This is a genomic window from Burkholderia arboris (genome assembly GCF_038723655.1).
Classification (GTDB): Bacteria; Pseudomonadota; Gammaproteobacteria; order Burkholderiales; family Burkholderiaceae; genus Burkholderia; species Burkholderia arboris.
Window position 1 is genome coordinate 1,276,347 of the sequence record NZ_CP109821.1, and the last position, 20,625, is coordinate 1,296,971.

At 67.5% G+C, this 20,625-nt stretch carries 19 protein-coding genes and 1 riboswitch; of the genes, 4 read left to right on the forward strand and 15 right to left on the reverse strand.

Annotated elements, in window-relative coordinates; genetic code table 11:
• From OHZ10_RS06055 to thiC, 5 genes are all read right to left on the reverse strand, one after another.
• The gene (locus tag OHZ10_RS06055; RefSeq protein WP_059236838.1) at nt 1-1,281 is read right to left on the reverse strand and encodes an EAL domain-containing protein; all 1,281 of its coding nucleotides are present in this window, start codon (nt 1,279-1,281) and stop codon (nt 1-3) included.
• A gap of 466 nt (nt 1,282-1,747) precedes the next feature.
• Entirely contained in the window at nt 1,748-2,674 is a 927-nt protein-coding gene (locus OHZ10_RS06060; RefSeq protein ID WP_059235218.1) for a DMT family transporter, read from the reverse strand.
• Between the two features lie 143 nt (nt 2,675-2,817).
• Complete coding sequence (locus tag OHZ10_RS06065; RefSeq protein ID WP_059235216.1) at nt 2,818-3,072, reverse strand: hypothetical protein; 255 nt, start codon at nt 3,070-3,072, stop codon at nt 2,818-2,820.
• 211 nt (nt 3,073-3,283) lie between these two features.
• Nucleotides 3,284-3,496 (reverse strand): glycine zipper 2TM domain-containing protein, encoded by a 213-nt coding sequence (locus tag OHZ10_RS06070; RefSeq protein WP_059235214.1) that lies wholly within the window; start codon nt 3,494-3,496, stop codon nt 3,284-3,286.
• 233 nt (nt 3,497-3,729) lie between these two features.
• On the reverse strand, nt 3,730-5,661 hold the full coding sequence (gene thiC / locus OHZ10_RS06075; RefSeq protein WP_059235212.1) for a phosphomethylpyrimidine synthase ThiC: 1,932 nt from the start codon (nt 5,659-5,661) through the stop codon (nt 3,730-3,732).
• Between the two features lie 124 nt (nt 5,662-5,785).
• Nucleotides 5,786-5,902, reverse strand: a riboswitch (TPP riboswitch).
• 270 nt (nt 5,903-6,172) lie between these two features.
• On the opposite strand from thiC, the gene OHZ10_RS06080 reads away from it, so the two are divergent.
• From OHZ10_RS06080 to OHZ10_RS06090, 3 genes are all read left to right on the forward strand, one after another.
• A complete protein-coding gene (locus OHZ10_RS06080) occupies nt 6,173-6,445 on the forward strand; it encodes a pentapeptide MXKDX repeat protein (RefSeq protein ID WP_059235209.1) in 273 nt (90 codons plus the stop codon).
• 75 nt (nt 6,446-6,520) lie between these two features.
• The gene (locus tag OHZ10_RS06085; RefSeq protein WP_059235208.1) at nt 6,521-7,153 is read left to right on the forward strand and encodes a cytochrome b/b6 domain-containing protein; all 633 of its coding nucleotides are present in this window, start codon (nt 6,521-6,523) and stop codon (nt 7,151-7,153) included.
• Between the two features lie 29 nt (nt 7,154-7,182).
• Entirely contained in the window at nt 7,183-7,971 is a 789-nt protein-coding gene (locus OHZ10_RS06090) for a molybdopterin-dependent oxidoreductase (RefSeq protein WP_059235206.1), read from the forward strand.
• A gap of 25 nt (nt 7,972-7,996) precedes the next feature.
• On the opposite strand, the gene OHZ10_RS06095 is transcribed toward OHZ10_RS06090, so the two are convergent.
• Together OHZ10_RS06095 and OHZ10_RS06100 are read right to left on the reverse strand one after the other, a co-directional pair.
• On the reverse strand, nt 7,997-8,278 hold the full coding sequence (locus tag OHZ10_RS06095; protein WP_059235204.1) for a helix-turn-helix domain-containing protein: 282 nt from the start codon (nt 8,276-8,278) through the stop codon (nt 7,997-7,999).
• A complete protein-coding gene (locus OHZ10_RS06100; protein WP_256085745.1) occupies nt 8,275-8,628 on the reverse strand; it encodes a type II toxin-antitoxin system RelE/ParE family toxin in 354 nt (117 codons plus the stop codon). Before OHZ10_RS06100 ends, OHZ10_RS06095 begins: the two co-directional genes overlap by 4 nt.
• Before the next feature lie 525 nt (nt 8,629-9,153).
• Here OHZ10_RS06100 and OHZ10_RS06105 point away from each other — a divergent pair.
• Complete coding sequence (locus OHZ10_RS06105) at nt 9,154-10,317, forward strand: EamA family transporter (RefSeq protein WP_342703936.1); 1,164 nt, start codon at nt 9,154-9,156, stop codon at nt 10,315-10,317.
• Between the two features lie 21 nt (nt 10,318-10,338).
• Here the strand turns inward: OHZ10_RS06105 and OHZ10_RS06110 are convergent, their stop codons facing one another.
• From OHZ10_RS06110 to OHZ10_RS06150, 8 genes are all read right to left on the reverse strand, one after another.
• Nucleotides 10,339-11,538, reverse strand: coding sequence for an MFS transporter (locus tag OHZ10_RS06110; RefSeq protein WP_342703938.1), 1,200 nt, complete (start codon nt 11,536-11,538; stop codon nt 10,339-10,341).
• Between the two features lie 506 nt (nt 11,539-12,044).
• Nucleotides 12,045-12,869: a phosphodiesterase gene (locus OHZ10_RS06115; RefSeq protein WP_342703939.1), complete on the reverse strand. Its 825-nt coding sequence runs from the start codon at nt 12,867-12,869 to the stop codon at nt 12,045-12,047.
• A gap of 87 nt (nt 12,870-12,956) precedes the next feature.
• Entirely contained in the window at nt 12,957-13,988 is a 1,032-nt protein-coding gene (locus OHZ10_RS06120; protein ID WP_342703940.1) for an ABC transporter ATP-binding protein, read from the reverse strand.
• Nucleotides 13,989-14,001: 13 nt separating this feature from the next.
• Nucleotides 14,002-14,898: an ABC transporter permease gene (locus tag OHZ10_RS06125; RefSeq protein ID WP_342703942.1), complete on the reverse strand. Its 897-nt coding sequence runs from the start codon at nt 14,896-14,898 to the stop codon at nt 14,002-14,004.
• A 10-nt stretch (nt 14,899-14,908) separates the two neighbouring features.
• On the reverse strand, nt 14,909-15,733 hold the full coding sequence (locus OHZ10_RS06130; protein ID WP_059235192.1) for an ABC transporter permease: 825 nt from the start codon (nt 15,731-15,733) through the stop codon (nt 14,909-14,911).
• Nucleotides 15,734-15,750: 17 nt separating this feature from the next.
• Nucleotides 15,751-16,779, reverse strand: coding sequence for an ABC transporter substrate-binding protein (locus OHZ10_RS06135; RefSeq protein ID WP_174992029.1), 1,029 nt, complete (start codon nt 16,777-16,779; stop codon nt 15,751-15,753).
• Nucleotides 16,780-16,856: 77 nt separating this feature from the next.
• Nucleotides 16,857-17,882: a substrate-binding domain-containing protein gene (locus OHZ10_RS06140; protein WP_059235187.1), complete on the reverse strand. Its 1,026-nt coding sequence runs from the start codon at nt 17,880-17,882 to the stop codon at nt 16,857-16,859.
• 1,095 nt (nt 17,883-18,977) lie between these two features.
• The gene (locus OHZ10_RS06150) at nt 18,978-20,621 is read right to left on the reverse strand and encodes a serine hydrolase domain-containing protein (RefSeq protein WP_342703944.1); all 1,644 of its coding nucleotides are present in this window, start codon (nt 20,619-20,621) and stop codon (nt 18,978-18,980) included.
• Between the last annotated feature and the right edge of the window lie 4 nt (nt 20,622-20,625).

Below are 20,625 nucleotides of genomic sequence, written 5' to 3' on the forward strand. Positions count from 1 at the left end.
CTAGCGCATCACGGTCCCCGCGCTGTCGAGCACGAAGTCGACGCAGAACACGACGAGCCGGCGCTGTGCGCGGATCGCGACGGCGGCCGTATAGCAGTCGCGGCCTTCCGTCAGCGAGAAGTGCGGGCCCATCAGCGCGACGCGCCCGGGTGCGGCGATCGCGCGCTGGAAGTATGGGCGGCGCGACCAGTTGCTGTGGGTTTCCGGGAACAGCGGCGCGAGGCGGGTGACGCTCGCCTGGTTGTCGTCGGCAGGTGCGCCGATCGACGGCAGGAACTGCTCGCCGATCTCGTCGGTGACGAACACGCGACGCGCGGCCGGCACCGCGAACACGCGTTGCGCGGCATCCTGCAGGTTGCCGCTCGCCGAAAACGCGGCCGCACCGGTGAGTACCAGCCGTTCGATTGCGTCGAAGCCCGGCTGCTCGGCGACGACGGGCGTGTGCCGGCGGGCGATGAAGCGCCGCCACGCGGCGTCGAGCATCGCGGGCGCTGCCGCGCTTGCGTGCGCGATCGATGCATCGGGCTGGCCGAACTGGAAACCCTGCACGAAATCGATGTCGGCTTCCATCAGCGCCTGCAGCGCGTCATCGCTTTCGACGCCTTCGGCCAGCACCATCGCGCCGGCCTGGTGCAGCATCGACACGAGGTGATGCATGATGCGGCGGTCGTCGGCCGAGCCGGTCGAACGCTCGACGAGCGAGCGGTCGAGCTTGACGATGTCGGGCCGTGCCCGCCACACGCGGTCGAAGTTCGAGAAACCGGTGCCGAAATCGTCGATCGCGATCAGGAAGTCGCGATGCTGGATCATGTCGATCGTGCGGGCGAGCGCGGCTTCGTCGCGCGCCGGCTGTTCGACGACTTCCAGCACGATGCGGTTCGGCGGCAGCGCGAAATGCCGGCACAGCGCCTCGACGAACTCGCGCTGCACGAGGCCCGTATCGAGCACGCGTGGCGTCACGTTCAGGAACAGCCAGCCGTCGCCGATGCCCTGTGCAACGAAGTTGGCCGTGTGCAGGCAGCGCGCGAGCCGGTCGAGCAGCAGCGCGTCGGCGTCGGCGCGCGTCCGGTCGAAGAGGGCGGTGGGCGATATCAGCGCGCCGTTCGCGTCGACGACGCGCAGCAGCGCCTCGTAACCGACGACGCGCTTGTGCGTGATCGACAGCACGGGCTGGAATACGCTGCGCAGCGTCGTCGTGCGATAGGTGGCGACCCAGCCGCCGGGCGTCGGCGTGAGGCGTTCGAGCAGGGAGTCGAGCGATAGGTCGCGGGCGGGCTTCATGTCAACGGTGCCCGGGAGCGAGCGGCGGCACCCCACCACGCTGATGCAGTCGCATGCGCAGGCGGGCGCGAGAGAACGTGAGGCATCGAGACCGCCTTCTGCGGATAGGTTTCCCGAGTGTAACGGGATTGCGGCGGCGCGCGTATCAGGGAAACTCCAGACGCAAACGGTACACCGCGCCATCCCGGCCCGTGCGCAGCGGCGATCCGCGCCGCACGCGTGCGCGCCTTGCATGACCGCCACGAAGCGGAGGGCGCTGCAGCGGCCGATGACAATCCCGCGCAATGCCGGTGGCATGACCGTGCGCTGCGGGTGCTGGATGTGCAGGTGATGCGGGAAATCCCGGCGGCCGGGCGTCGCCGTCAGACGAATGCCGATGCGCTGCGGTGCCATTCGCGGCGCGTCGGCAGACCGGTGCCGCATCGCCATCGCTGCACGCCGGGCGACGATGCGCGCACGCGGACCGTCAGGTCGCTTCGCCGCCGCGCGGCCGGATCCCCGGAATCCGCTTGATCACGCCGGTCGCGAGCGCGGTGCCGACGAGTACGATCGCGCAGCCTTCGATCATCACGGCCGACACGTGTTCGCCCAGGAACAGCGCGCCCCACAGCAGCCCGAATACGGGGATCACGAACGTCACGGTAATCGCGCGGGCGGGGCCGACATGCGCGATCAGGTAGAAGAAGATGAAATACGCGATGCCCGTGCACGCGATGCCGAGGGCAAGTACCGAGCCCCATGCGTGCACGCCGACCGGCGCGGACGGCCAGGTGGCGATCGCGAACGGCAGCAGCAGGACGGACGAGCCGATCATGCTGCCGGCTGCATTGACGAGGGGATCGACGCCGCTGAGCTTGCGCTTCGTGTAATTGGCCGCGATGCCGTACAGCAGCGTCGCGCCGAGCGCCGCGGCGGCGGCGAGCGCGGTTGCGCTGGCGCCCGTGTCGCCGTGCGCGTTCGCGATCTGGTTCCACACGAGCGTGAGCACGCCGGCAAACCCGATCACGAGGCCGAGTGCGCGCGGCAGCGACAGCTTGTCCTTCAGCCACAGGTACGCGACGAGCGCGCCCCACAGCGGCGTCGTCGCGTTGATCACCGACGTCAGGCCGGCCGACAGCGTCAGTTCGGCGAACGCGAACAGGCAGAACGGGATGCCCGAATTCAGCGCGCCGACGACGAACAGCGGCCACGCGTGACGGCGCAACCGGGTGCCGAGGTCGGCGGGTTTGAAGCGCGTGAGCGCGAAGCCGGTGAGAAACAGCGCACCGATGCCCACGCGCAGGGCCATCAGCGGCGCGACGCCGAAATCGACCACGCCGATCCGGATGAACAGGAATGATGCGCCCCACAGGGCAGCGAGCACGGTCAGCAGGAAAGCATTCTTGGGCGACATCGTTTGGCGAGGGCGGGGACGGGATGCGAAGAATCTTACACCGCGTTACCACGCCGTCGTTTCACAATGGGATGAAACGACAAGAAACGGGAATGGGGCCGGTTGCGGGGGCCGGGCGGCCGTCCGTCGACGGCCGTGCCCGGTCAGTGATGGCGCCAGCCGCCGCGCCCGCCAAAGCCGAAATTGAGCGACAGCGCCGGTCCCCAATAACCGCCCCACGCGGGTGCATACGCGGGGGCCGGATAGTAGTAGGCGGGGCCGGGGTCGACGTACACGGGCGCCGGCTGCACCGGCACCGGTGCGGCCGTGTAATAGCCGCCAGGATAGTAGCCGTACGGGTAGTAGCAGCCGGCGAGCGTCGTGCAGGCGAGCGCCGCGGCGACGAGGGTCCTGTTCATGATGTCTCTCCGGCGGAGCCGGCAATCGGCAGATGCTTAAGCTTAGGCCGCGCGCCGATGACACGGTGTGCAAAACGGTAACGGATCATTTCCGGGCGCGGGCGGGCATATTGCGGTGCCGCATGCGAAAACGGCGCTTCCGCATCGCGGAAACGCCGTTGGACCGGCCAGGCTGCCGCCGCGCATTGCGCGGCGGGCCGTGACCGGCGGCTTACTTGCCGACCTGGTTACCGATGATGCCGCCGGCTGCCGCGCCGCCCAGCGTCGACAGCGCGCTGCCGCCGATCGCTGCGCCGGCGACGCCGCCGACACCCGCGCCGATTGCCGTGTCGCGCTGACGCCTCGTCATCGAATCGCAGGCCGACAGACTGGCCACCGTCGTGACGAGGAGAGCGCATACCCCAATACGCCGAATCGAAATCATGATCGTTGTCCTTGTGGTAGTGAATGGAGGGCGCGTGACCGGCTGGCGGCCACGCATGCCCCCAATCTACGCGCCGCCTGGCGGGGCTGCTGTAAGGACTTGTTAAGGCTCGCGCGGTTTCGTAATCAATTGTTTCCCGTGCATCGGCAGGCACACGACATGCGCAAAAAAGCCCGCTCGAAAGCGGGCTTCGTGCATCGCGAGGCGATTCCGGTGCGGATCGCCGCGGGTGCTTACTGACGGTGATAGATCTCGGCGCCGGTCTTCACGAACTCGACCGCCTTCACTTCCATCCCCTTCTTCAGCGCTTCGGTTTCCGACACGCCTTGCTGCGCCGCGAACTCGCGCACGTCCTGCGTGATCTTCATCGAGCAGAAGTGCGGGCCGCACATCGAGCAGAAGTGCGCGACCTTCGCCGAATCCTTCGGCAGCGTCTCGTCGTGGAATTCGCGCGCCTTGTCCGGATCGAGACCGATGTTGAACTGGTCTTCCCAGCGGAACTCGAAGCGTGCCTTCGACAGCGCGTTGTCGCGAACCTGCGCGCCCGGGTGACCCTTCGCGAGGTCGGCGGCGTGCGCGGCCAGCTTGTACGTGATGATGCCTTCCTTCACGTCGTCCTTGTTCGGCAGGCCGAGGTGCTCCTTCGGCGTCACGTAGCACAGCATCGCGGTGCCGAACCAGCCGATCATCGCGGCGCCGATGCCCGACGTGATGTGGTCGTAGCCCGGCGCGATGTCGGTCGTCAGCGGCCCGAGCGTGTAGAACGGCGCTTCCTTGCACCAGTCGAGCTGGAGATCCATGTTCTCCTTGATCAACTGCATCGGCACGTGGCCGGGGCCTTCGATCATCACCTGCACGTCGTGCTTCCACGCGATCTGCGTGAGTTCGCCGAGCGTCTTCAGTTCGCCGAGCTGCGCTTCGTCGTTCGCGTCGTAGATCGAGCCGGGACGCAGGCCGTCGCCGAGCGAGAAGCTCACGTCGTACGCCTTCATGATCTCGCAGATCTCTTCGAAGTGTTCGTACAGGAAGCTTTCCTTGTGATGCGCGAGGCACCACTTCGCCATGATCGAGCCGCCGCGCGACACGATGCCGGTCATCCGGTTCGCGGTGAGCGGCACGTACTGCAGGCGCACGCCCGCATGGATCGTGAAGTAGTCGACGCCTTGCTCGGCCTGCTCGATCAGCGTGTCGCGGAAGATCTCCCAGGTCAGGTCCTCGGCCTTGCCGTTGACCTTTTCCAGCGCCTGGTAGATCGGCACCGTGCCGATCGGCACCGGGCTGTTGCGGATGATCCACTCGCGCGTTTCATGGATGTGCTTGCCGGTCGACAGATCCATCACCGTGTCGCCGCCCCAGCGGATCGCCCACGTCATCTTGTCGACTTCCTCGCCGATCGACGACGTGACGGCGGAGTTGCCGATGTTCGCGTTGATCTTCACGAGGAAGTTGCGGCCGATGATCATCGGCTCGGATTCCGGGTGGTTGATGTTCGCGGGGATGATCGCGCGGCCGCGCGCGATTTCGTCGCGCACGAATTCGGGCGTGATCTCGGCCAGCGCGTTTGCGCCGAAGGCCGCGGCGCCGAACGCCTGGCCCGGGTGCTGGCGGCCCATCATCGCGGCGAGCTTCGCGCCGTTCGGGCCGCTCGACTTCAGGCTCTCGAGGTATTCGGCGCGGCGCTGGTTCTCGCGGATCGCGATGTATTCCATTTCCGGCGTGATGATGCCCTGGCGCGCGTAGTGCATCTGCGTGACGTTCCTGCCGGCCTGCGCGCGGCGCGGGTTGCGGTGCAGGCCCGGGAAACGCAGGTCGGCGGTGGCCGGGTCGGCCGCGCGTTCGAGGCCGTAGCGGCTCGACAGGCCGGAGAGCACTTCGGTGTCGCCGCGCGCTTCGATCCAGCCCTGACGCAGCGCGGGCAGGCCCGCGCGGATGTCGATCTTGGCTTCCGGATCGGTGTAGGGGCCCGACGTGTCGTACACGTAGATCGGCGGATTCTTTTCGCCGCCGAAGCCGGTCGGCGTGTCTGCCTGCGTGATTTCGCGCATCGGCACGCGGATGTCGGGCTGCGAGCCGGTGACATAAACCTTGCGCGAATTCGGCAGCGGCGCGACAGCGGCGGCGTCGACGTGAGCGTCGGCGGACAGAAACTTCGGATTGGCGTTCATGCAATCTCCTGTGTGAGCGCCGGACAGGCGCGTCGGCGCTTGCCCGGAGCCCTTGACGTATGTGGGGCTCGAGCTAAGCAGGAGACGAGGCTTGGTGAGGCGGCGGATTTCGTCAGAAGGATGGCGGCGAAATCCGTACGCTTCCCTGCGCTGGCATTATCCAGATCAGGTTCAAAGGGTATTTCTCACCCGCAATGCCGGTTGTTTGACCGAACGCATTGCAGGACCCCCGCGTTAGCAAGGGCACACGATACACCGGGTTTGCGGCGGTTTCAACCGGGCGTAGAGTGGTTATCCCGGTGCAGCCGCAACATGGCGGGCGGCGCGGCAGGCCGGGTGCACCGCAGCACATGCCTTTGCCGATCGGTCCGGCAGCCCGGTCGGCGGCGGCCGAGCGGTGCAGCATGACGGGTTGTCCGGCCGGCATAAAAAATATTTTCAGAGCGGCTGTCATTTCCCGCGACGTCGTCCGTCTATTCGGCTCCTCAAACCCATGTTTCGGAGAGATGTCATGAAAAACGTACTGATTGCCGCTTGCGTCGCCGCTCTTGCCACGTTCGCAACGGGCGCCTATGCGCAGAACGATGCGATGTCGAAGGACGGCACGTCGATGTCGAAGGACGCGATGGGCCACGACGCGATGGCGAAGGATGGCGCGATGAAGAAGGACGGCATGAAGAAGCACGCGATGAAGAAAGACGCGATGAAGAAAGACGCGATGGGCCACGACGCGATGTCGAAGGGCGACGCGATGAAGAAGGACGCAATGAGCCCGTCGAACTGACGGATGCGTGCGGGGCGCGGCCAGCCGGCTGCACGCGCGCATCGCGTCCCGTCGCATCACCCCGGAGTCTTCATCATGCAAACCGTTCCTGCAACGGATCGCGCGCCTGCGACGCCACCGGCACGCCCGATCCATCCGCCGTGGGTGCGCGTGAGCCACTGGCTCAACGCGCTCGCGGCGATCCTGATGGCGCTGTCCGGCTGGCGCATCTACGACGCGTCGCCGATCTATCCGTCATTCACGTTCGCGCATGGCATCACGATCGGCGGCTGGCTCGGCGGTGCGCTGCAATGGCATTTCGCGGCGATGTGGCTGCTGGTCGTCAACGGGCTGTTCTACCTCGCGATGTCGATCGCGACGGGGCGCTTCGCGCGCAAGATGCTGCCCGTCACGCCGGCGTCCGTGTGGCGCGACGTGCGCGCCGCGCTGGGCGGGCGGTTGTCGCACAACGACCTGAGCGTCTACAACGCGGTGCAGCGTGCCGCGTACCTGACCGCGATCGTCGATCTCGTCGTGCTGGTGCTGTCGGGACTCACGATCTGGAAGTCCGTGCAATTCCCGTTGCTGCGCGAACTGTTCGGCGGCTACGACAACGCGCGCGTCGTGCATTTCTGGGCGATGTCGCTGCTCGTCGCATTCTTTGTCGTTCATGTCGCGATGGCGCTGCTGGTGCCGCGCTCGTTGCTCGCGATGCTGCGCGGCCGCTGACCCGCAAGCCGCGGGCGAAGGAAATCATCATGTCGGAATCCGAAAACAGGCGCGGCGAGCCGCGCTGGACGCTCGACCGAAAGTCGCTCGAACTCGATGTGCGCCGCGAGCTCGAGATGCCGTCTCGGCGCCTCTTCAACCGGCGCGTGCTGACGCTCGGCGGCCTCGCGATGCTGACCGGCTGCACGCTGCAGGACGACGCGTCGGTCAACACGTTCCTCGAGAAAGTGTCGCGCATGAACGATCGCGTGCAGGCCTGGCTGTTCAGTTCCGACCGGCTCGCGCCGACCTACACCGAAGCCGACATCACGCGCCCGTTCCCGTTCAACGCGTACTACGGGATCGACGACGTGCCGCACGTCGACGAGTCGACGTACCGCCTCGTGCTGTCCGGCCGCGTAACGGGCAAGCGCGTGTGGACGCTCGACGAACTGCGCGCGCTGCCGCATGCGGAACAGATCACGCGGCATATCTGCGTGGAAGGGTGGAGTGCGATCGGCCGCTGGGGCGGCACGCCGTTCGGCGCGTTCCTCGCGCGTGCCGGCGCCGACACGCGGGCGAAATACGTCGGCTTCAAGTGCGCGGACGATTACTACGAGAGCATCGACATGCCGACCGCGCTGCATCCGCAGACGCTGCTCGCGCTCGAGTACGACGGCCGCCGGTTGCCGCCGGAATTCGGCTTCCCGATGAAGCTGCGGATGCCGACCAAGCTCGGCTACAAGAACCCGAAGCACATCATGGAAATCTTCGTGACCGATACGTATCCGGGCGGCTACTGGGTCGATCAGGGGTACAACTGGTTCGGCGGATCGTAAGCGGCGCGCGTGACGCGCTCACGCGTCACGCCGATTCGCGCACCTGGAGATCGACGCGCAGGCCCACGGCCGCCGCCATGTTCACGAGCGCGTCGAGCCCGAACAGGTTGATCTTGCCGCGCAGCAGGTCGGAGACGCGCGGCTGCGTGACACCCAGCCGTTGCGCTGCCTGGGCCTGGCTGAGCTCGAGCTGCGCGATGCGCTGCTTGAGCGCGATCATCAGTTCGGAGCGCAGCTTCATGTTCTCGGCTTCGGCCGGCTGGCCTTCGATTGCGTCCCAGACGTTGGTGTAGCGTTCATCGGTCATCGTTTCAACTCCATCATCGGCGTGCGATAACGCCGGGCGGCCAGGCCGATATCGGGTTTGCTCGTGCGTGCCGATTGTTTCCGGAAGCAGTGAAGCACGTAGACGGCATCGGCGAATGTCGCGACGTAGACGATCCGGAACGCGCCGCTCGCATCGCGCAGGCGAATTTCCCGCACGCCGGCGCCGATGGTGCGCATCGGCTTCCAGTCGTCGGGCGCAAGGCCGCGCTGTACCTGGTCGATCTGGTGGCCGGTGTCGCGCCGCGCGGGCAGCGGAAAGCCACGACGATCGTCAGGTGCGCTGCCGACGAAAACAACCGGCTTCGGCGGAAGGAGCGTTGAATCATACAAAATTTTGTATGGGTGGTACGGGTTTCGAAGGGCGGCTGTGGACCGCTAGAACAGGGCGTGTCGCCCGTCACGATAAGCGCGAAGCAGCGGCCGGCGCGCTTGATTGGCCGTCCGGCCGATGGTTGGTTCGGTCGGGGCGGATTGCGATGGATTGCGTGTGGAAGCTGCACCGACGCCGGCAACGCGCGCGCATTGTGAATCCGGCCCCGGATTTCACCGGCCCGCCGACCGAAAGCCCGCCGGCCGAAAAATGTCGCGCCGAAACGTCAGTCGCTATCCTTTCAGACAGGTCTGACGATGCTTTCGAATCCTTGATGCCATAATGCCGAGCGTGTGCAGCCGAAGCGGTTGCGCGCATTTTTTTTGTCCCTCTGCCGCCGCTTGCCGGTTCTCTTTCGTCGCCGTTCGCACTGCCATGTCGTTCCGCACGTTCGCTCTGCCTTCCCGGTCCCGCCAGGACCGTTTGCCGGCATCGCCGGCGTCTCTCAGCGGAGCACGTGGCGCGACGTGCGGGCGGGTTGCACGATGACCCCGCTCGACCGCCTCCTCGATTTCTTCGCCCGCTTTTCGTTCCGGATCCGCCTGCCGCAAAGCCGCGGCGGCCGCGTCGCGCTGGCGCTCGTGTTCATCTATTTCGTCTGGGGTTCGACCTACAGCGGCCTGCATTTCGCGCTGCAGTCGTTCCCGCCGCTGTTGCTGTCGGGGCTGCGCAACCTGCTCGGCGGGATCGGCCTGTTCATCTTCGCGCTGCGCCGCAAGCCCGAATGGCCGACGCTGCTGGAGATCCGCAACGCGGGGATCGTCGGCACGATGCTCGTCGCGCTGTCGTCCGGCACGATCGCGCTCGGGATCAGCTCGGTCAGCAGTGGCTCGGCTGCGGTGATGGTGGCCACGGTGCCGCTGTTCGCGACGGTGATCGCGGCGGTGGCCGGCCGGCCGGTGACGAAGGGCGAGTGGGCGGCCGTCGCGCTCGGGATGGTCGGTATCGTCGTGCTGAACTCGGGGGGCGCGGCCGCCCAGAATTCGGCGCTCGGCACGATCTGCGTGCTGGCCGGCGCGCTGTTCTGGGCAGGCGGCGCGCACCTCGCGACGCGGCTCAAGCTGCCGTCGGACCTGTTCCTGTCGACGTCGCTCCAGATCGGCCTCGGCGGCCTGATGTCGACGCTCGTCGCCTGGCTGATCGGCGAACGCATCGAACACGTGATGGCGGGGCCGGTATTCGCGTTCCTGTACCTGATGGTGTTCTGCACGATGGCCGCGTATGTCGCGTACGGCTATCTGATCCGCCACACGAGCCCGATCATCGCGAGCAGCTGCATGTACGTGAACCCGATCGTCGCGGTTGCGCTCGGTGCGCTGCTGCTCGGCGAGCCGGTGACGATGGCGACCGTGGTCGCGACCGTCGCGATTCTCGGCAGCGTCGGATTGTCGTTCGTATTCGATCCGGCGCGTCGACCGGCGGCGCGTGCGGCGGCAGTGGCGGCCGAGCCGGCGCAGACGGCGGACGTTGCGTCCGCACCCGAGCAGATTGCGATTCCCGAAGCGGCGCCGATCCTCGCGCCGTCCGCCGTTCCGCTGGCGGTGCCGACGCCGGCGGCCGTGATGGATCCCGCCGCGGTGATCGACCCGGCACCGGCCTTTGCGCCGCCGCCCGTCGAACAACCGGCCGCGTCGCGCACCGACGTGTGACGCCGCCGTGGCCGGACGCGCTCAGCCGCGCCGGCCGCCGCGATGGTGGAACCAGCCCGCGAGCGCGGTAAACAGCAGCCCGGCCGTGCACATGCCGATCCAGCCGAACGCATGCCATGCGGCGACACCGGCCGACGAGCCGAGCGCGCCGCCGATGAAATAGCACACCATGTACACCGTGTTCACGCGGCTGCGCGCCTCGGGCTTCAGCGCGTAGATGCGCGACTGGTTTGAAATCTGCGCGGCCTGCACACCGACATCCAGCACGATCACGCCGATCACGAGCCCGACGATGCTCGAACCCGACAACGCAAAGATCACGAACGACAGCGCGAGCAGCGCGATCGCGAGCGAGATGATCGCGCGCGGGCCGCGCGTGTCCGCGAAGCGGCCCGCGTATGGCGCCGCGAGCGCGCCCGCCGCACCGACGATCCCGAACAGGCCGGCTGCCTGCGGACCGAGATGGAACGGCGCACCGGCGAGCAGCAGCGTGAGCACCGGCCAGAACGCGCTGAACGCGGCGAACAGCGCGGCCCCCGTCAGCGACGCCTCGCGCAGCCCGCGCAGTTCGACGGCCAGGTGCCACATCGAGCCAAGCAGCTTGCCGTACGGCAGCGTCGACGTGGGCGTGCTGCGCGGCAGCCGCATCACGATCACGGCGGCGAGCGCGACGAGCGCCGCGACGGATGCGCCGAACACCGCGCGCCAGCCGAAATACTCGGCGACGAAGCCGGCGGCCGTGCGTGCGAGCAGGATGCCGAGCAGCAGGCCGCTCATCACGGTGCCGACCGCATGCCCGCGTTCGGCAGGCGGCGCGATTTCGGCGGCGAACGGCACGGCCTGCTGCGCGATGGTCGCGAGGATGCCGATCGCGAGGCTCGCGCAGGCGAGCACGGCAAGCGACGGCGCGGTGGCCGCCATAATCAGCGCGACCGACAGGCCGGCGATCTGCAGCAGGATCAGCCCGCGGCGATCGAAGCGGTCGCCGAGCGGCGCGAGCAGGAACATGCCGGCCGCATAGCCGAGCTGCGTCGCGGTTGGTACCGCGCCGATCCATGATGCGCCGTCGGGAAAGGCCGCGCGGAAGCTGTCGAGCAGCGGCTGGTTGTAGTAGATGTTCGCGACCGACACGCCTGCGATCGTCGCGAGCAGCAACAACAGGCTGCGCGAGTAGTGGGGCGAGGCGGCGTCGGTCGGACGGTCGGTGGAGGCGGTGGACATGGCTGCGCGGACGAAGTGGGACGGCGTGGCAAGCGGCGCACGCGCCGGGAGGCGCAGGCGGGCCGGGCGCCGGTCGAGGCTGCCGATCATACCGGAGCGACGTGAATCCTGCCGGGCGTGCGGCGAACCGGCCGCCGCCCGTCATCGTGTGAGCCGCAAGCCGCAAGCCGCGAGCCGCGAGCCGCAAGCCGCAAGCCGCGAGCCGCGAGCCGCGAGCCGCAAGCCGCAAGCCGCGAGCCGCGAGCCGCAAGCCGCGAGCCGCAAGCCGCAAGCCGCAAGCCGCAAGCCGCAAGCCGCAAGCCGCAAGTCACAAGCCGCGAGCCGCAAGCCGCAAGCCGCAAGTCGCAAGTCGCAAGTCGCAAGTCGCAAGTCGCAAGCCGCAAGCCGCAAGCCGCAAGCCGCAAGTCGCAAGTCGCAAGTCGCAAGTCGCAAGTCGCAAGTCGCAAGCCGCGAGCCGCGTGCCGCCTGCCGCGTGCCGCAAGTCGTAAGCCGCAAGCCGCAAGCCGTCAGTCGACCAGCTCGCCCGTCGGTTCGTAGAACGGATACGGGCCGGCGCCTTCATCGACATATACGTGATGCGACGTCATCCCCGTATCGGGGGTGTAACGATGAACCGCGAACGCCGGCGGTTCGAGCCGGAATGCGGACGGCGCGTCGGTCCGCAGGTCGAACGCGACCTGGTGCGCAGGCGAAGGCACCGCCGACGCGAGCGTGCCGCCGAAGCGCGCGAACATCGTGCGGTGCACGTGACCGCACAGTACGCGCTCGACGTTCGGATGCCCGCGCAGCAGCGCATCGAGTTTCTCGGCGGCGGCGGGCGCGAGACGCAGCTTGTCCATATGGCCGATGCCCGCCACGAACGGCGGATGATGCAGCGCGACGATCACGGGCCGGTCGCGCGCGGCGTCGAGCTGCGCGGCGAGCCACGCGAGCCGTGCGTCGCACAGGTCGCCGTGGCTTGCGCCCGGCACCTGGGAGTCGAGCGCGAGGACGCGCACCGCGCCGACGTCGAGCGCGTACTGGATGAATTCGCCGTTCTGCAGCTCGGCGCGCTCGGCAAACGCGCGGCGCAGCCCGGCACGGTCGTCGTGATTGCCGATCATCAGGTAGTACGGGATCTCGAGCGCCTCGAGCAGCCCGCGCAGGTTGCCGTACTCTTCATCGTGGCCGAAGTCGGTCAGGTCGCCCGTGACGAGCACGGCGTCGGGACGCGGCGCGAGCGCGTTCAGCTTCGCGATGCAGCGCGCGAGCGCGGCCGTCGTGTCGACGCGCCGGTACGCGAGCTGGCCCGGACGCTTGATGTGGAGATCGCTGATTTGAGCAAGCAGCATCGTCGTTCCTCGGAATTGTCTGGTTGTTGTCGCGGCGGCGTCGTGCGCCGCGGTGGGGGGCTGCATGAATGATGCCCGAACGACGGATTACGCGCCGAGCGCGATCAGGCCTTCCGGGGCGATCGTGAGGCCGACCGCCGTGCCGCGCGCGAGCGCGACGCGGCCGGGCACGTCGATCACGAGTGCGTCGGGCGCCGCATGCTCGATCGTGAGCCGCGTGCGTTCGCCGAGGAATGCGCATGCGCCGACCGCGCCGCGCAGCGGCGCATGCGCGGGATCGGCGAGCTGTGCGTCCTCGGGGCGGAAGAACCATTCGTCGGCCTCATGCGGCGTGACGATCGCGCCGCCCGTCGTTTCGAGCGCGCCATTGCGCCACTGTCCCGCCAGCCGGTTCAGCGTGCCGATGAACTGCGCGACCGTGCGGTTCGCCGGGTGGTAGTAGATGTCGCGCGGCGTGCCGATCTGCTCGATGCGGCCCGCACCCATCACGACGATGCGATCGCCGAGCTCCATCGCTTCGGCCTGGTCGTGCGTCACGTAGACGGTCGTCACGCCGAGTTCGCGCAGCAGCGCGTTCATCTCGCGGCGCAGCACGTCGCGCAGCTTTGCGTCGAGCGCGGTCAGCGGTTCGTCGAGCAGCAGCACGCGCGGGCGCACCGCGAGCGCGCGCGCCAGCGCGACACGCTGACGCTGGCCGCCCGACAACTGATCGACCGGTTTGTCCGCATGCGCATCGAGCCGCATCATTGCGAGCAGCTCGTCGACGCGTTCGCGCAACGCGCGTGGCTCGGTCTTGCGGATCTTCAGCCCGTATCCGACGTTGCCGCGCACCGTCAGGTTCGGAAACAGCGCGTAGTTCTGGAACACCATGCCGACCTGCCGGCGCTCGATCGGCAGCGCGGTGACGTCGTCGTTGCCGAACGCAATCGTACCGCCGGCATCCGGCGTGTCGAGGCCCGCGATCAGGCGCAGCGTGGTCGTCTTGCCGCAGCCCGACGGCCCGAGCAGCACGAGCGTTTCCCCGGCGCCGATCGACAGGTCGAGCGGTTCGAGCACGCGTGTGCCGCGGAACGTCTTCGCGCAGCCGGTCAGGGTGATGGGAGTGGAATCGAGTTTCATGTCTGCGAAAAATTCAGCGCGAGCGCTTCTTGAGCGCGCGCGTGCCGGACGGGTCGACGCCGAGCCACTGCATTGCGACGAGCAGCGGCAGCGTCATCAGCAGGAACAGGATCGTGTAGGCGCTGCCGACTTCGAGGCGTAGCGAAGCGTAGGTATCGGCGAGCCCGACCGGCAGCGTCTTGGTGTCGGGCGTATGCAGCATCCACGTGAGGTTGAATTCGCCGATCGACAGCGTGAGCACGGCGAGCGCACCGGCGACGATGCCGGGCCGCAGGTTCGGCAGCACGATCGTGACGAAGCGCGTGACGAACGATGCGCCGAGGCTCGCCGCGCCTTCCTCGAGCGTGCGCAGGTCGGCGCCGGCCGCGACGGCTGCGACCGCGCGCACCATGAACGGCAGCGTGAACACGACGTGGCCGACGACGATGAACCACAGGCTCATCCGGAACGCGGTGAAGCCGCCGTACACGACCAGCAGCGCGAGCGCCGAAGCGAGGCCGGGCAGCGCGACCGGCAGCACGAGCGCTTCCTCGATCGCACGCGCGACGCGGCTTTTGCTGCGCGCGAGCGCATAGCCGGCCGGCACGCCGGTGACGAGCACGATCGCGAGCGTCGCGAACGCGACGTAGAGCGACAGCGCGACCGAGCCGTGATACTGCTGCCACACCTGTTCGAGCCAGCGCAGCGTGAGGCCGCTCGACACGCCGCGGAAGTAGTTGACGGTCAGGCCCGCGAGCACGGACATCACGACGGGCACGATCAGGAACGCGCACAGCAGCAGCGTGACGCCCCATTGCAGCGCGGCAATCGCGCGTGCGCCCGTGACGCGCGGCGCGCGACGTGCGGCGCAGTGTGCCTGCGCGGGAGCGGGCGCCGGTGACGGCGCGGAAGAGCCGGAAAGCGATGGCATGCGGGAATCCTCAGGCCGCGGCGGCGGCGGTGTGGCCGGTGAAGCGGCGCGCGAGCGCGAGCACGGCCCAGGTGACGATGCCGAGCACGATCGACAGGCCGGCCGCCGTCGCGATGTTCGCGTTCAGCGTGAACTCGGTATAGATCGTCATCGGCAGCACGTTCAGGTCGGTGGCGAGCGTGAACGCGGTGCCGAATGCGCCCATCGCGGTCGCGAAGCAGATCGCGCCGGCCGCGATCAGGCCCGGCGCGAGCGCGGGCAGCACGATATCGATGAAGATGCGCCACGGCGAGGCGCCGAGCGAACGGGCGGCTTCCTCGAGCGACGCGTCGAGCTTCGACGCGGCCGCGATCACGGTGACGATCACGCGCGGAATCGAGAAGTACAGGTAGCCGATGAACAGGCCCGCAACCGAGTACGCGAAGACCCACTTGTCGCCGGTGAGTTTCGCCGACAGCATCCCGATCAGCCCCTGGCGCCCGGCGAGCATGATCACCATGAAGCCGACGACGACGCCCGGAAACGCGAGCGGAAACGTGAGCAGCGCGAGCAGCACGCGCTTGCCTGCGAACTCGCGGCGCGCGAGAAGCAGGCCGGAGATCGTCGACAGCGCGAGCGTCGCGAGCGTGACGCCCGCTGACAGCGCGACCGTCTCGCCGAGACTCTTCATGTAGCGCGCATTGCCGAGCAGCGCCGCATAGTGCGGAAAGAACGCGCCGTCGGCGGATACCTGCACGAGCGCCGCCATCGGCAGCAGCCAGAATGCGGCGAACACCGCAAGCGCCGGCGCGACGAGCGCGACGCGCCAGCGCAGCGGGAAAGTCAGGTCGAGCATCGGTTGCGTCCTGCCGCTTACTGCATCACTTGCAGGTATTGCTGGCCGAATGCCTGCTGGCCGGCCGCCATCTTGCCGAAGTCGACCGACTTCGCCCGCGCGTATTCGCTTGCCGGCAGGAACTTCGCGGCGATGTCGGCGCCGAGCGTCTGCGCGCGCACCGGACGCAGGTACGCGTTGGCCCACAGCTTCTGGCCTTCGTCGGACAGCACGAAGTCGAGCACCTTCTTGCCGTTCGCGTCGTGCGGCGCACCCTTCACGAGGCTCATCACGTATGGCACGGCGATCGTGCCTTCCTTCGGAATCACGAACTCGACGTTCGCGTTGTCCTTGTATTTCGCGCGATACGCATCGAAGTCGTAGTCGAGCAGGATCGGAATCTCGCCGGACAACACGCGCGCATACGCCGTTTGCTTCGGCACGATCGGCGCATTTGCCTTCAGCTTGCGGAACCAGTCGAGCGCCGGCTTGAAGTTGTCGAGGCTGCCGCCGAGCGCCTGGTTGACGGCGACCGCGCCGGCATAGCCGACGAACGCGCTCGACGGATCGAGATAGCCGACCATGCCCTTGTATTCGGGCTTCAGCAGATCGGCCCACGAGCGCGGCACCGGCTTGCCGTCGAGTGCGTCCTTGTTCACGAAGAAGCCGAGCGTGCCCGAGTGGATCGCGAACCAGTAGCCTTGCGGATCCTTCAGGTTCGCGGGAATGTCGTTCCAGTGCGCGGGCTTGTACGGCGCGATCACGCCCTTGTCCTTCGCCTGGAACGCCGACGACACGCCGAGGTAGACGACGTCGGCGACCGGGCTCTTCTGCTCGGCGATCAGTTGCGCGATCGACTGGCCGGAGTTCTTGTTGTCGAACGGCACGCGGATGCCGGTCTTCTGCTTGATCGCGGCGATCTGCGCGGCCCAGTCGGCCCATTCGGGCGGGCAGTTGTAGCAGATCGCCGTTTCGTCGGCGTGGGCGGCGGGTGCGCCGGCGATGAGCGCGGCGCAGGCGAGCGGCGCGGCGAGCGCGCGCAGCAGCGAGGTCAGGCGAAGGGACACGGTGGGTCTCCGGGCGAGTGGGTGTAGCGCTGGTGTGGTGGCGTGGTTGTTCGTGTGCGTCGCGGCGCGACCGGCGTTCAGGCCTCGCGCAGGTGCAGCTCGGCGGCCGGCGGCGCGACCGTCGCGCCGTCGCGCACCGCATGCGGCAGGATCATCGACGTGCGTTCGATCGCCGTTCCGCCGATGCATTCGACGAGACGCTGCCATGCGTGGCGGCCGATGTCGCGGTTCGGCGTCGCGACGCTCGCGAGCGGCGGCGCGAGCAGTTCGCCGATCGCGATGCCGTCGAAGCCGAGCACCGACAGGTCGTCCGGGATCGAGAAACCCGCGCGGCGCAGGCCGCGCATCACGACCATCGCGAGCAGGTCGTTGCTGCAGAAGAGGGCGGTCGGGCGCGTTGCATGTGCGGTGAGATGCGCGAGCACCGCGTCGGGCAGTTCAGGTGCGTTGAAGTCGACTTCGACCGGCGGCAGCGTGGCCACGCCGCTTTCCTCGAGTGCCTGCGCATAGCCGAGATGGCGCTGGCGCGCGCGGTCCGACGCGGCGAGCGAGCCGGCCAGCATCAGCACGCGACGGTGACCGCGCGCGGTCAGCAGCCGTACGCCGTCGTAGGCGGCACGGCGGTTGTCGACCGATACCGACGGACGGCGCTGCGTGTCGTTGTGCATCAGCACGTAGTGCGGGCCGTCGTGGTCGAGCATGTCGAGCAGCGGGTGCGTATCCGCATCGGCGACGGTGAGGATCAGCCCTTCGACGCGCTGCTCGCGCAGCGTCTCGATCGCGTGGCGTTCGCGCGCCGCGTCGTACTCGGTCGTCATCAGGATCAGCTTGAAGCCGGCCGCGGTCGCGAGCTCGTCGATGCCTTGCAGGCAGTCGGCGAACACCGGGTTCGACAGCGTCGGCACGACGACGCCGACGAGCCGCGTACGCTCGCCGCGCAGTTGGCGGCCGAGCGGGCTCGGGCGGAACTGCAGCGTGTCGATCGCGGTGCGGATCGTTTGCAGCGTGGCGGGGCTGACGGTATGCGGTGCATTGATCGCACGTGAAACGGTGGCGATCGAGAAGCCCGCGAGGGCAGCGACATCCTTGATGGTCGAGGTCATGAAATAACGCGATGTAAACGTTTTCGGCTGGAAAATTATCGAAAACGTTTGTGACTTCGCGATGACGCACGCGACGCTTGTTTCGCAAAAAGCACGACACAAACGTCTGACGGTTGGGGCCGCCGGACGACGCGGACTCGATTGTATCGGGGATGGTGCGGCGCGGGAGGAAATCGCTGGCGGTGTCGTATCGGTGTCGAATCCGCGGGCGAAATCCATGCGACGGCGGCCGGTGTCGCGATGCGGCGGCGCAGAATAAGGGAACGCATGCGCAAGCAATGGTAGAATCGCGTCCGCCCTCTTGCCGGGGTGATGAAATTGGTAAACATAGCGGACTTAAACGATTGAGTGCCCGGTCGGAAACGGTCGGTGCAGAACCCTTCAAATTCGGTGAAACCCCTGATGCGCGCATCGAGGCAACGCCGAGCCAAGCCTCGCGGCACACGCGAGGAAGGTGTAGAGACTAGACGGGGGGCGCCTAAGGCGCACGGGCAGCGGTCACGCCCGCGCGCGACGGTGAAGGCATAGTCCAGCGCACGAACGGTTACGCTTACGCGACGCCGGCTTTGAAAGAAGCAGTGTGACGAAAATCCGCCGCCTTAACTGGCTTGCCGGTTCAAGTCCGGTCCCCGGCACCACGACTATCCACGCGCATCGACATCGAGCGTCGAGATCCTTGTCCATCAAGGATTCAACAACTATCGGCGGGCTGTGCCTTCCGGTTTCCGCACAACGCTTTCTCCAAGCTCCCCCAGCATTGCGCACGGGGTTGCGCATGGCATCGATTACCCGGTGTAGGTCGGGGGCGTGCGGGACTCACAGGTGTGCAGCGCGACGCGCTGGCCTGGGCCTTCATCGCGCACTCGATGGCAAGACGCCTGTCGATCGTATTGCGGAGCCGCGCGAAATCACGTCTCTTGCGGACGAGGTGGGGATGGCTTGAGGCGAAACGAGGGAGCGGAGCCGGCAACGCGAATGGCGCGTCGGCACCACCCTCGGCGAACACTACCGGCACGTGGTGGAACTTGCGCCTCCTGACGGGGCCGCGAGTCCCACCGTTCAACGAAAACGGCACGCCGGGATGCGGCGCGATGTCTATGAATCACACCGCTCGCGCATGAAGTTCAGATTGCGCGTGCGCGCCGTGTCGATGCGAAAGCGCGTCACCTCGTTTCCCGAGCGTTCCACCGTCAAGACGCCGTGCATGACGGCCAGCTGACCGGCCGGGTCGAACGTGAAAATGTCGTCGGCGACGGGCTCCAGCCGGTACCCGACACTGCCAGCGACGCCGTTCATGGTCATGGTGAGTTCGCCGTTCGTCACGGCGATCGTCGCACGTGCCGCAGCATCGTGACTGCGATACGTACCGGCCAGGCCTGCCGACGCATCGGCGAATGGCGGTGCGTGATCGGGCAAGCGCTCGAGCGTCTCCGCGTGGCCGCAGTCCACCAATTCGAGCGCCGTCACGCGTGCCGTTGCCGTCGACGCGCAAGGTTTGATCAGCAGCGCGCCGCCGGCCCCGTCGTCAACCCGCAATCCGGCCTCCGTCTCGATGAGCGGCTGGGGCATCTGCTTGACGTGATGGAAGCTCGCGATGACCTGCCCGTCGTGATCGCCGATCACGCAATACGTCCCGGACGCGCGCGAGTGGTACTTGCCGAGCAAGGTTTCGTGGCCGGCAGTTTGCAGGGGCGCGGCAAGCTTCGCGCCAAGGATCGCATCGCCCAGAACGATATCGACGATCTGCGTAGCCAGTTCAACCGGATTGGCCGCGGCGCCGTTGGTGAGCACGATGACATCCAGTGCGTGGCTGGCCACGGTCAACATCTGACAGGCGCCACCGAACACACCGCCAGCATGATGCAGCAGCTCCACGCCGCGATGGGGCGTGCGCATCAGCCCGAGGGCATAGACGCCTTCCGCACCGCTCGAATAGTGCGGTTTGGCCAGCATCTGGCGCCAGCTTGCTTCGCTGCCGAGACGCTTGGGGCTGCGCAAATGCGCGAGCCAGAGCAGCATGTCGTCGACCGTCGACACGATCCCGCCTTCGCCGAGCACTTCCCATGTCGGAAAGAGGCCGCGCATGAAGCCGCCGTTTCCATCCGGCACATGCTGGGTCGCCATGCGCGGGCGGATTTGCATGTCATCGGCGACCGACTCCGTATCGGCCATGCCGATCACATTGAAGATGCGCTCCTTCAGAAACGTCTCGAAGGGGATGCCGCTGACCCGTTCGATCGCGAGCGACAGCAGGTGATATCCGCCGTTGCAGTAGATCATCCGTTCGCCCGGCGGGAAATTGACGTCGCGTTGCCGGACTTCCGCCGCCAGCGCGCCACCGCGCGGCAGCGTCGCCACGCCTTGCGCGAGCAGCGTGAGGTCGAGATAGCAGCGGTAGCCGCCGGTATGCGTCATCAGTTGGCGCAAGCTGGGGGCGCCTGCCAGCGGCGGCAGCTCGGGCACGTACGTGCGAATTCCGGCGTCGATGTCGAGCTTGCCGTCTTCGGCGAGCAGGAGTGCGGCGAGGCAGGTGAAGTGCTTGCTCGTCGAGCCGATGCGCAAGCGTGTGGCCGGTGTATTGGCGACGCCGTGCTCCAGGCTTGCCATGCCGAAGCCTCGCCGGTAGAGGACTTCGCCGCGATGGGCCACGGCCACGACGAGGCCGGGTTCGTCGCACTTGTTGAAACGTTCGAACAGGGCATCCAGTTGCTTCACGATGTCGCGCGATTCTTGTTTCATTGTA

Excerpts from the sequence above, each read along its gene's own strand:
- OHZ10_RS06120 (WP_342703940.1), bottom strand. The coding sequence starts at position 13,988 with ATGAAACTCGATTCCACTCCCATCACCCTGACCGGCTGCGCGAAGACG.
- OHZ10_RS06115 (WP_342703939.1), bottom strand. The coding sequence starts at position 12,869 with ATGCTGCTTGCTCAAATCAGCGATCTCCACATCAAGCGTCCGGGCCAG.
- OHZ10_RS06085 (WP_059235208.1), top strand. The coding sequence starts at position 6,521 with ATGCAAACCGTTCCTGCAACGGATCGCGCGCCTGCGACGCCACCGGCA.
- OHZ10_RS06080 (WP_059235209.1), top strand. The coding sequence starts at position 6,173 with ATGAAAAACGTACTGATTGCCGCTTGCGTCGCCGCTCTTGCCACGTTC.
- OHZ10_RS06105 (WP_342703936.1), top strand. The coding sequence starts at position 9,154 with ATGACCCCGCTCGACCGCCTCCTCGATTTCTTCGCCCGCTTTTCGTTC.
- OHZ10_RS06130 (WP_059235192.1), bottom strand. The coding sequence starts at position 15,733 with ATGCTCGACCTGACTTTCCCGCTGCGCTGGCGCGTCGCGCTCGTCGCG.
- OHZ10_RS06055 (WP_059236838.1), bottom strand. The coding sequence starts at position 1,281 with ATGAAGCCCGCCCGCGACCTATCGCTCGACTCCCTGCTCGAACGCCTC.
- OHZ10_RS06060 (WP_059235218.1), bottom strand. The coding sequence starts at position 2,674 with ATGTCGCCCAAGAATGCTTTCCTGCTGACCGTGCTCGCTGCCCTGTGG.
- thiC (WP_059235212.1), bottom strand. The coding sequence starts at position 5,661 with ATGAACGCCAATCCGAAGTTTCTGTCCGCCGACGCTCACGTCGACGCC.
- OHZ10_RS06110 (WP_342703938.1), bottom strand. The coding sequence starts at position 11,538 with ATGTCCACCGCCTCCACCGACCGTCCGACCGACGCCGCCTCGCCCCAC.
- OHZ10_RS06095 (WP_059235204.1), bottom strand. The coding sequence starts at position 8,278 with ATGACCGATGAACGCTACACCAACGTCTGGGACGCAATCGAAGGCCAG.
- OHZ10_RS06140 (WP_059235187.1), bottom strand. The coding sequence starts at position 17,882 with ATGACCTCGACCATCAAGGATGTCGCTGCCCTCGCGGGCTTCTCGATC.
- OHZ10_RS06150 (WP_342703944.1), bottom strand. The coding sequence starts at position 20,621 with ATGAAACAAGAATCGCGCGACATCGTGAAGCAACTGGATGCCCTGTTC.
- OHZ10_RS06125 (WP_342703942.1), bottom strand. The coding sequence starts at position 14,898 with ATGCCATCGCTTTCCGGCTCTTCCGCGCCGTCACCGGCGCCCGCTCCC.
- OHZ10_RS06065 (WP_059235216.1), bottom strand. The coding sequence starts at position 3,072 with ATGAACAGGACCCTCGTCGCCGCGGCGCTCGCCTGCACGACGCTCGCC.
- OHZ10_RS06090 (WP_059235206.1), top strand. The coding sequence starts at position 7,183 with ATGTCGGAATCCGAAAACAGGCGCGGCGAGCCGCGCTGGACGCTCGAC.
- OHZ10_RS06070 (WP_059235214.1), bottom strand. The coding sequence starts at position 3,496 with ATGATTTCGATTCGGCGTATTGGGGTATGCGCTCTCCTCGTCACGACG.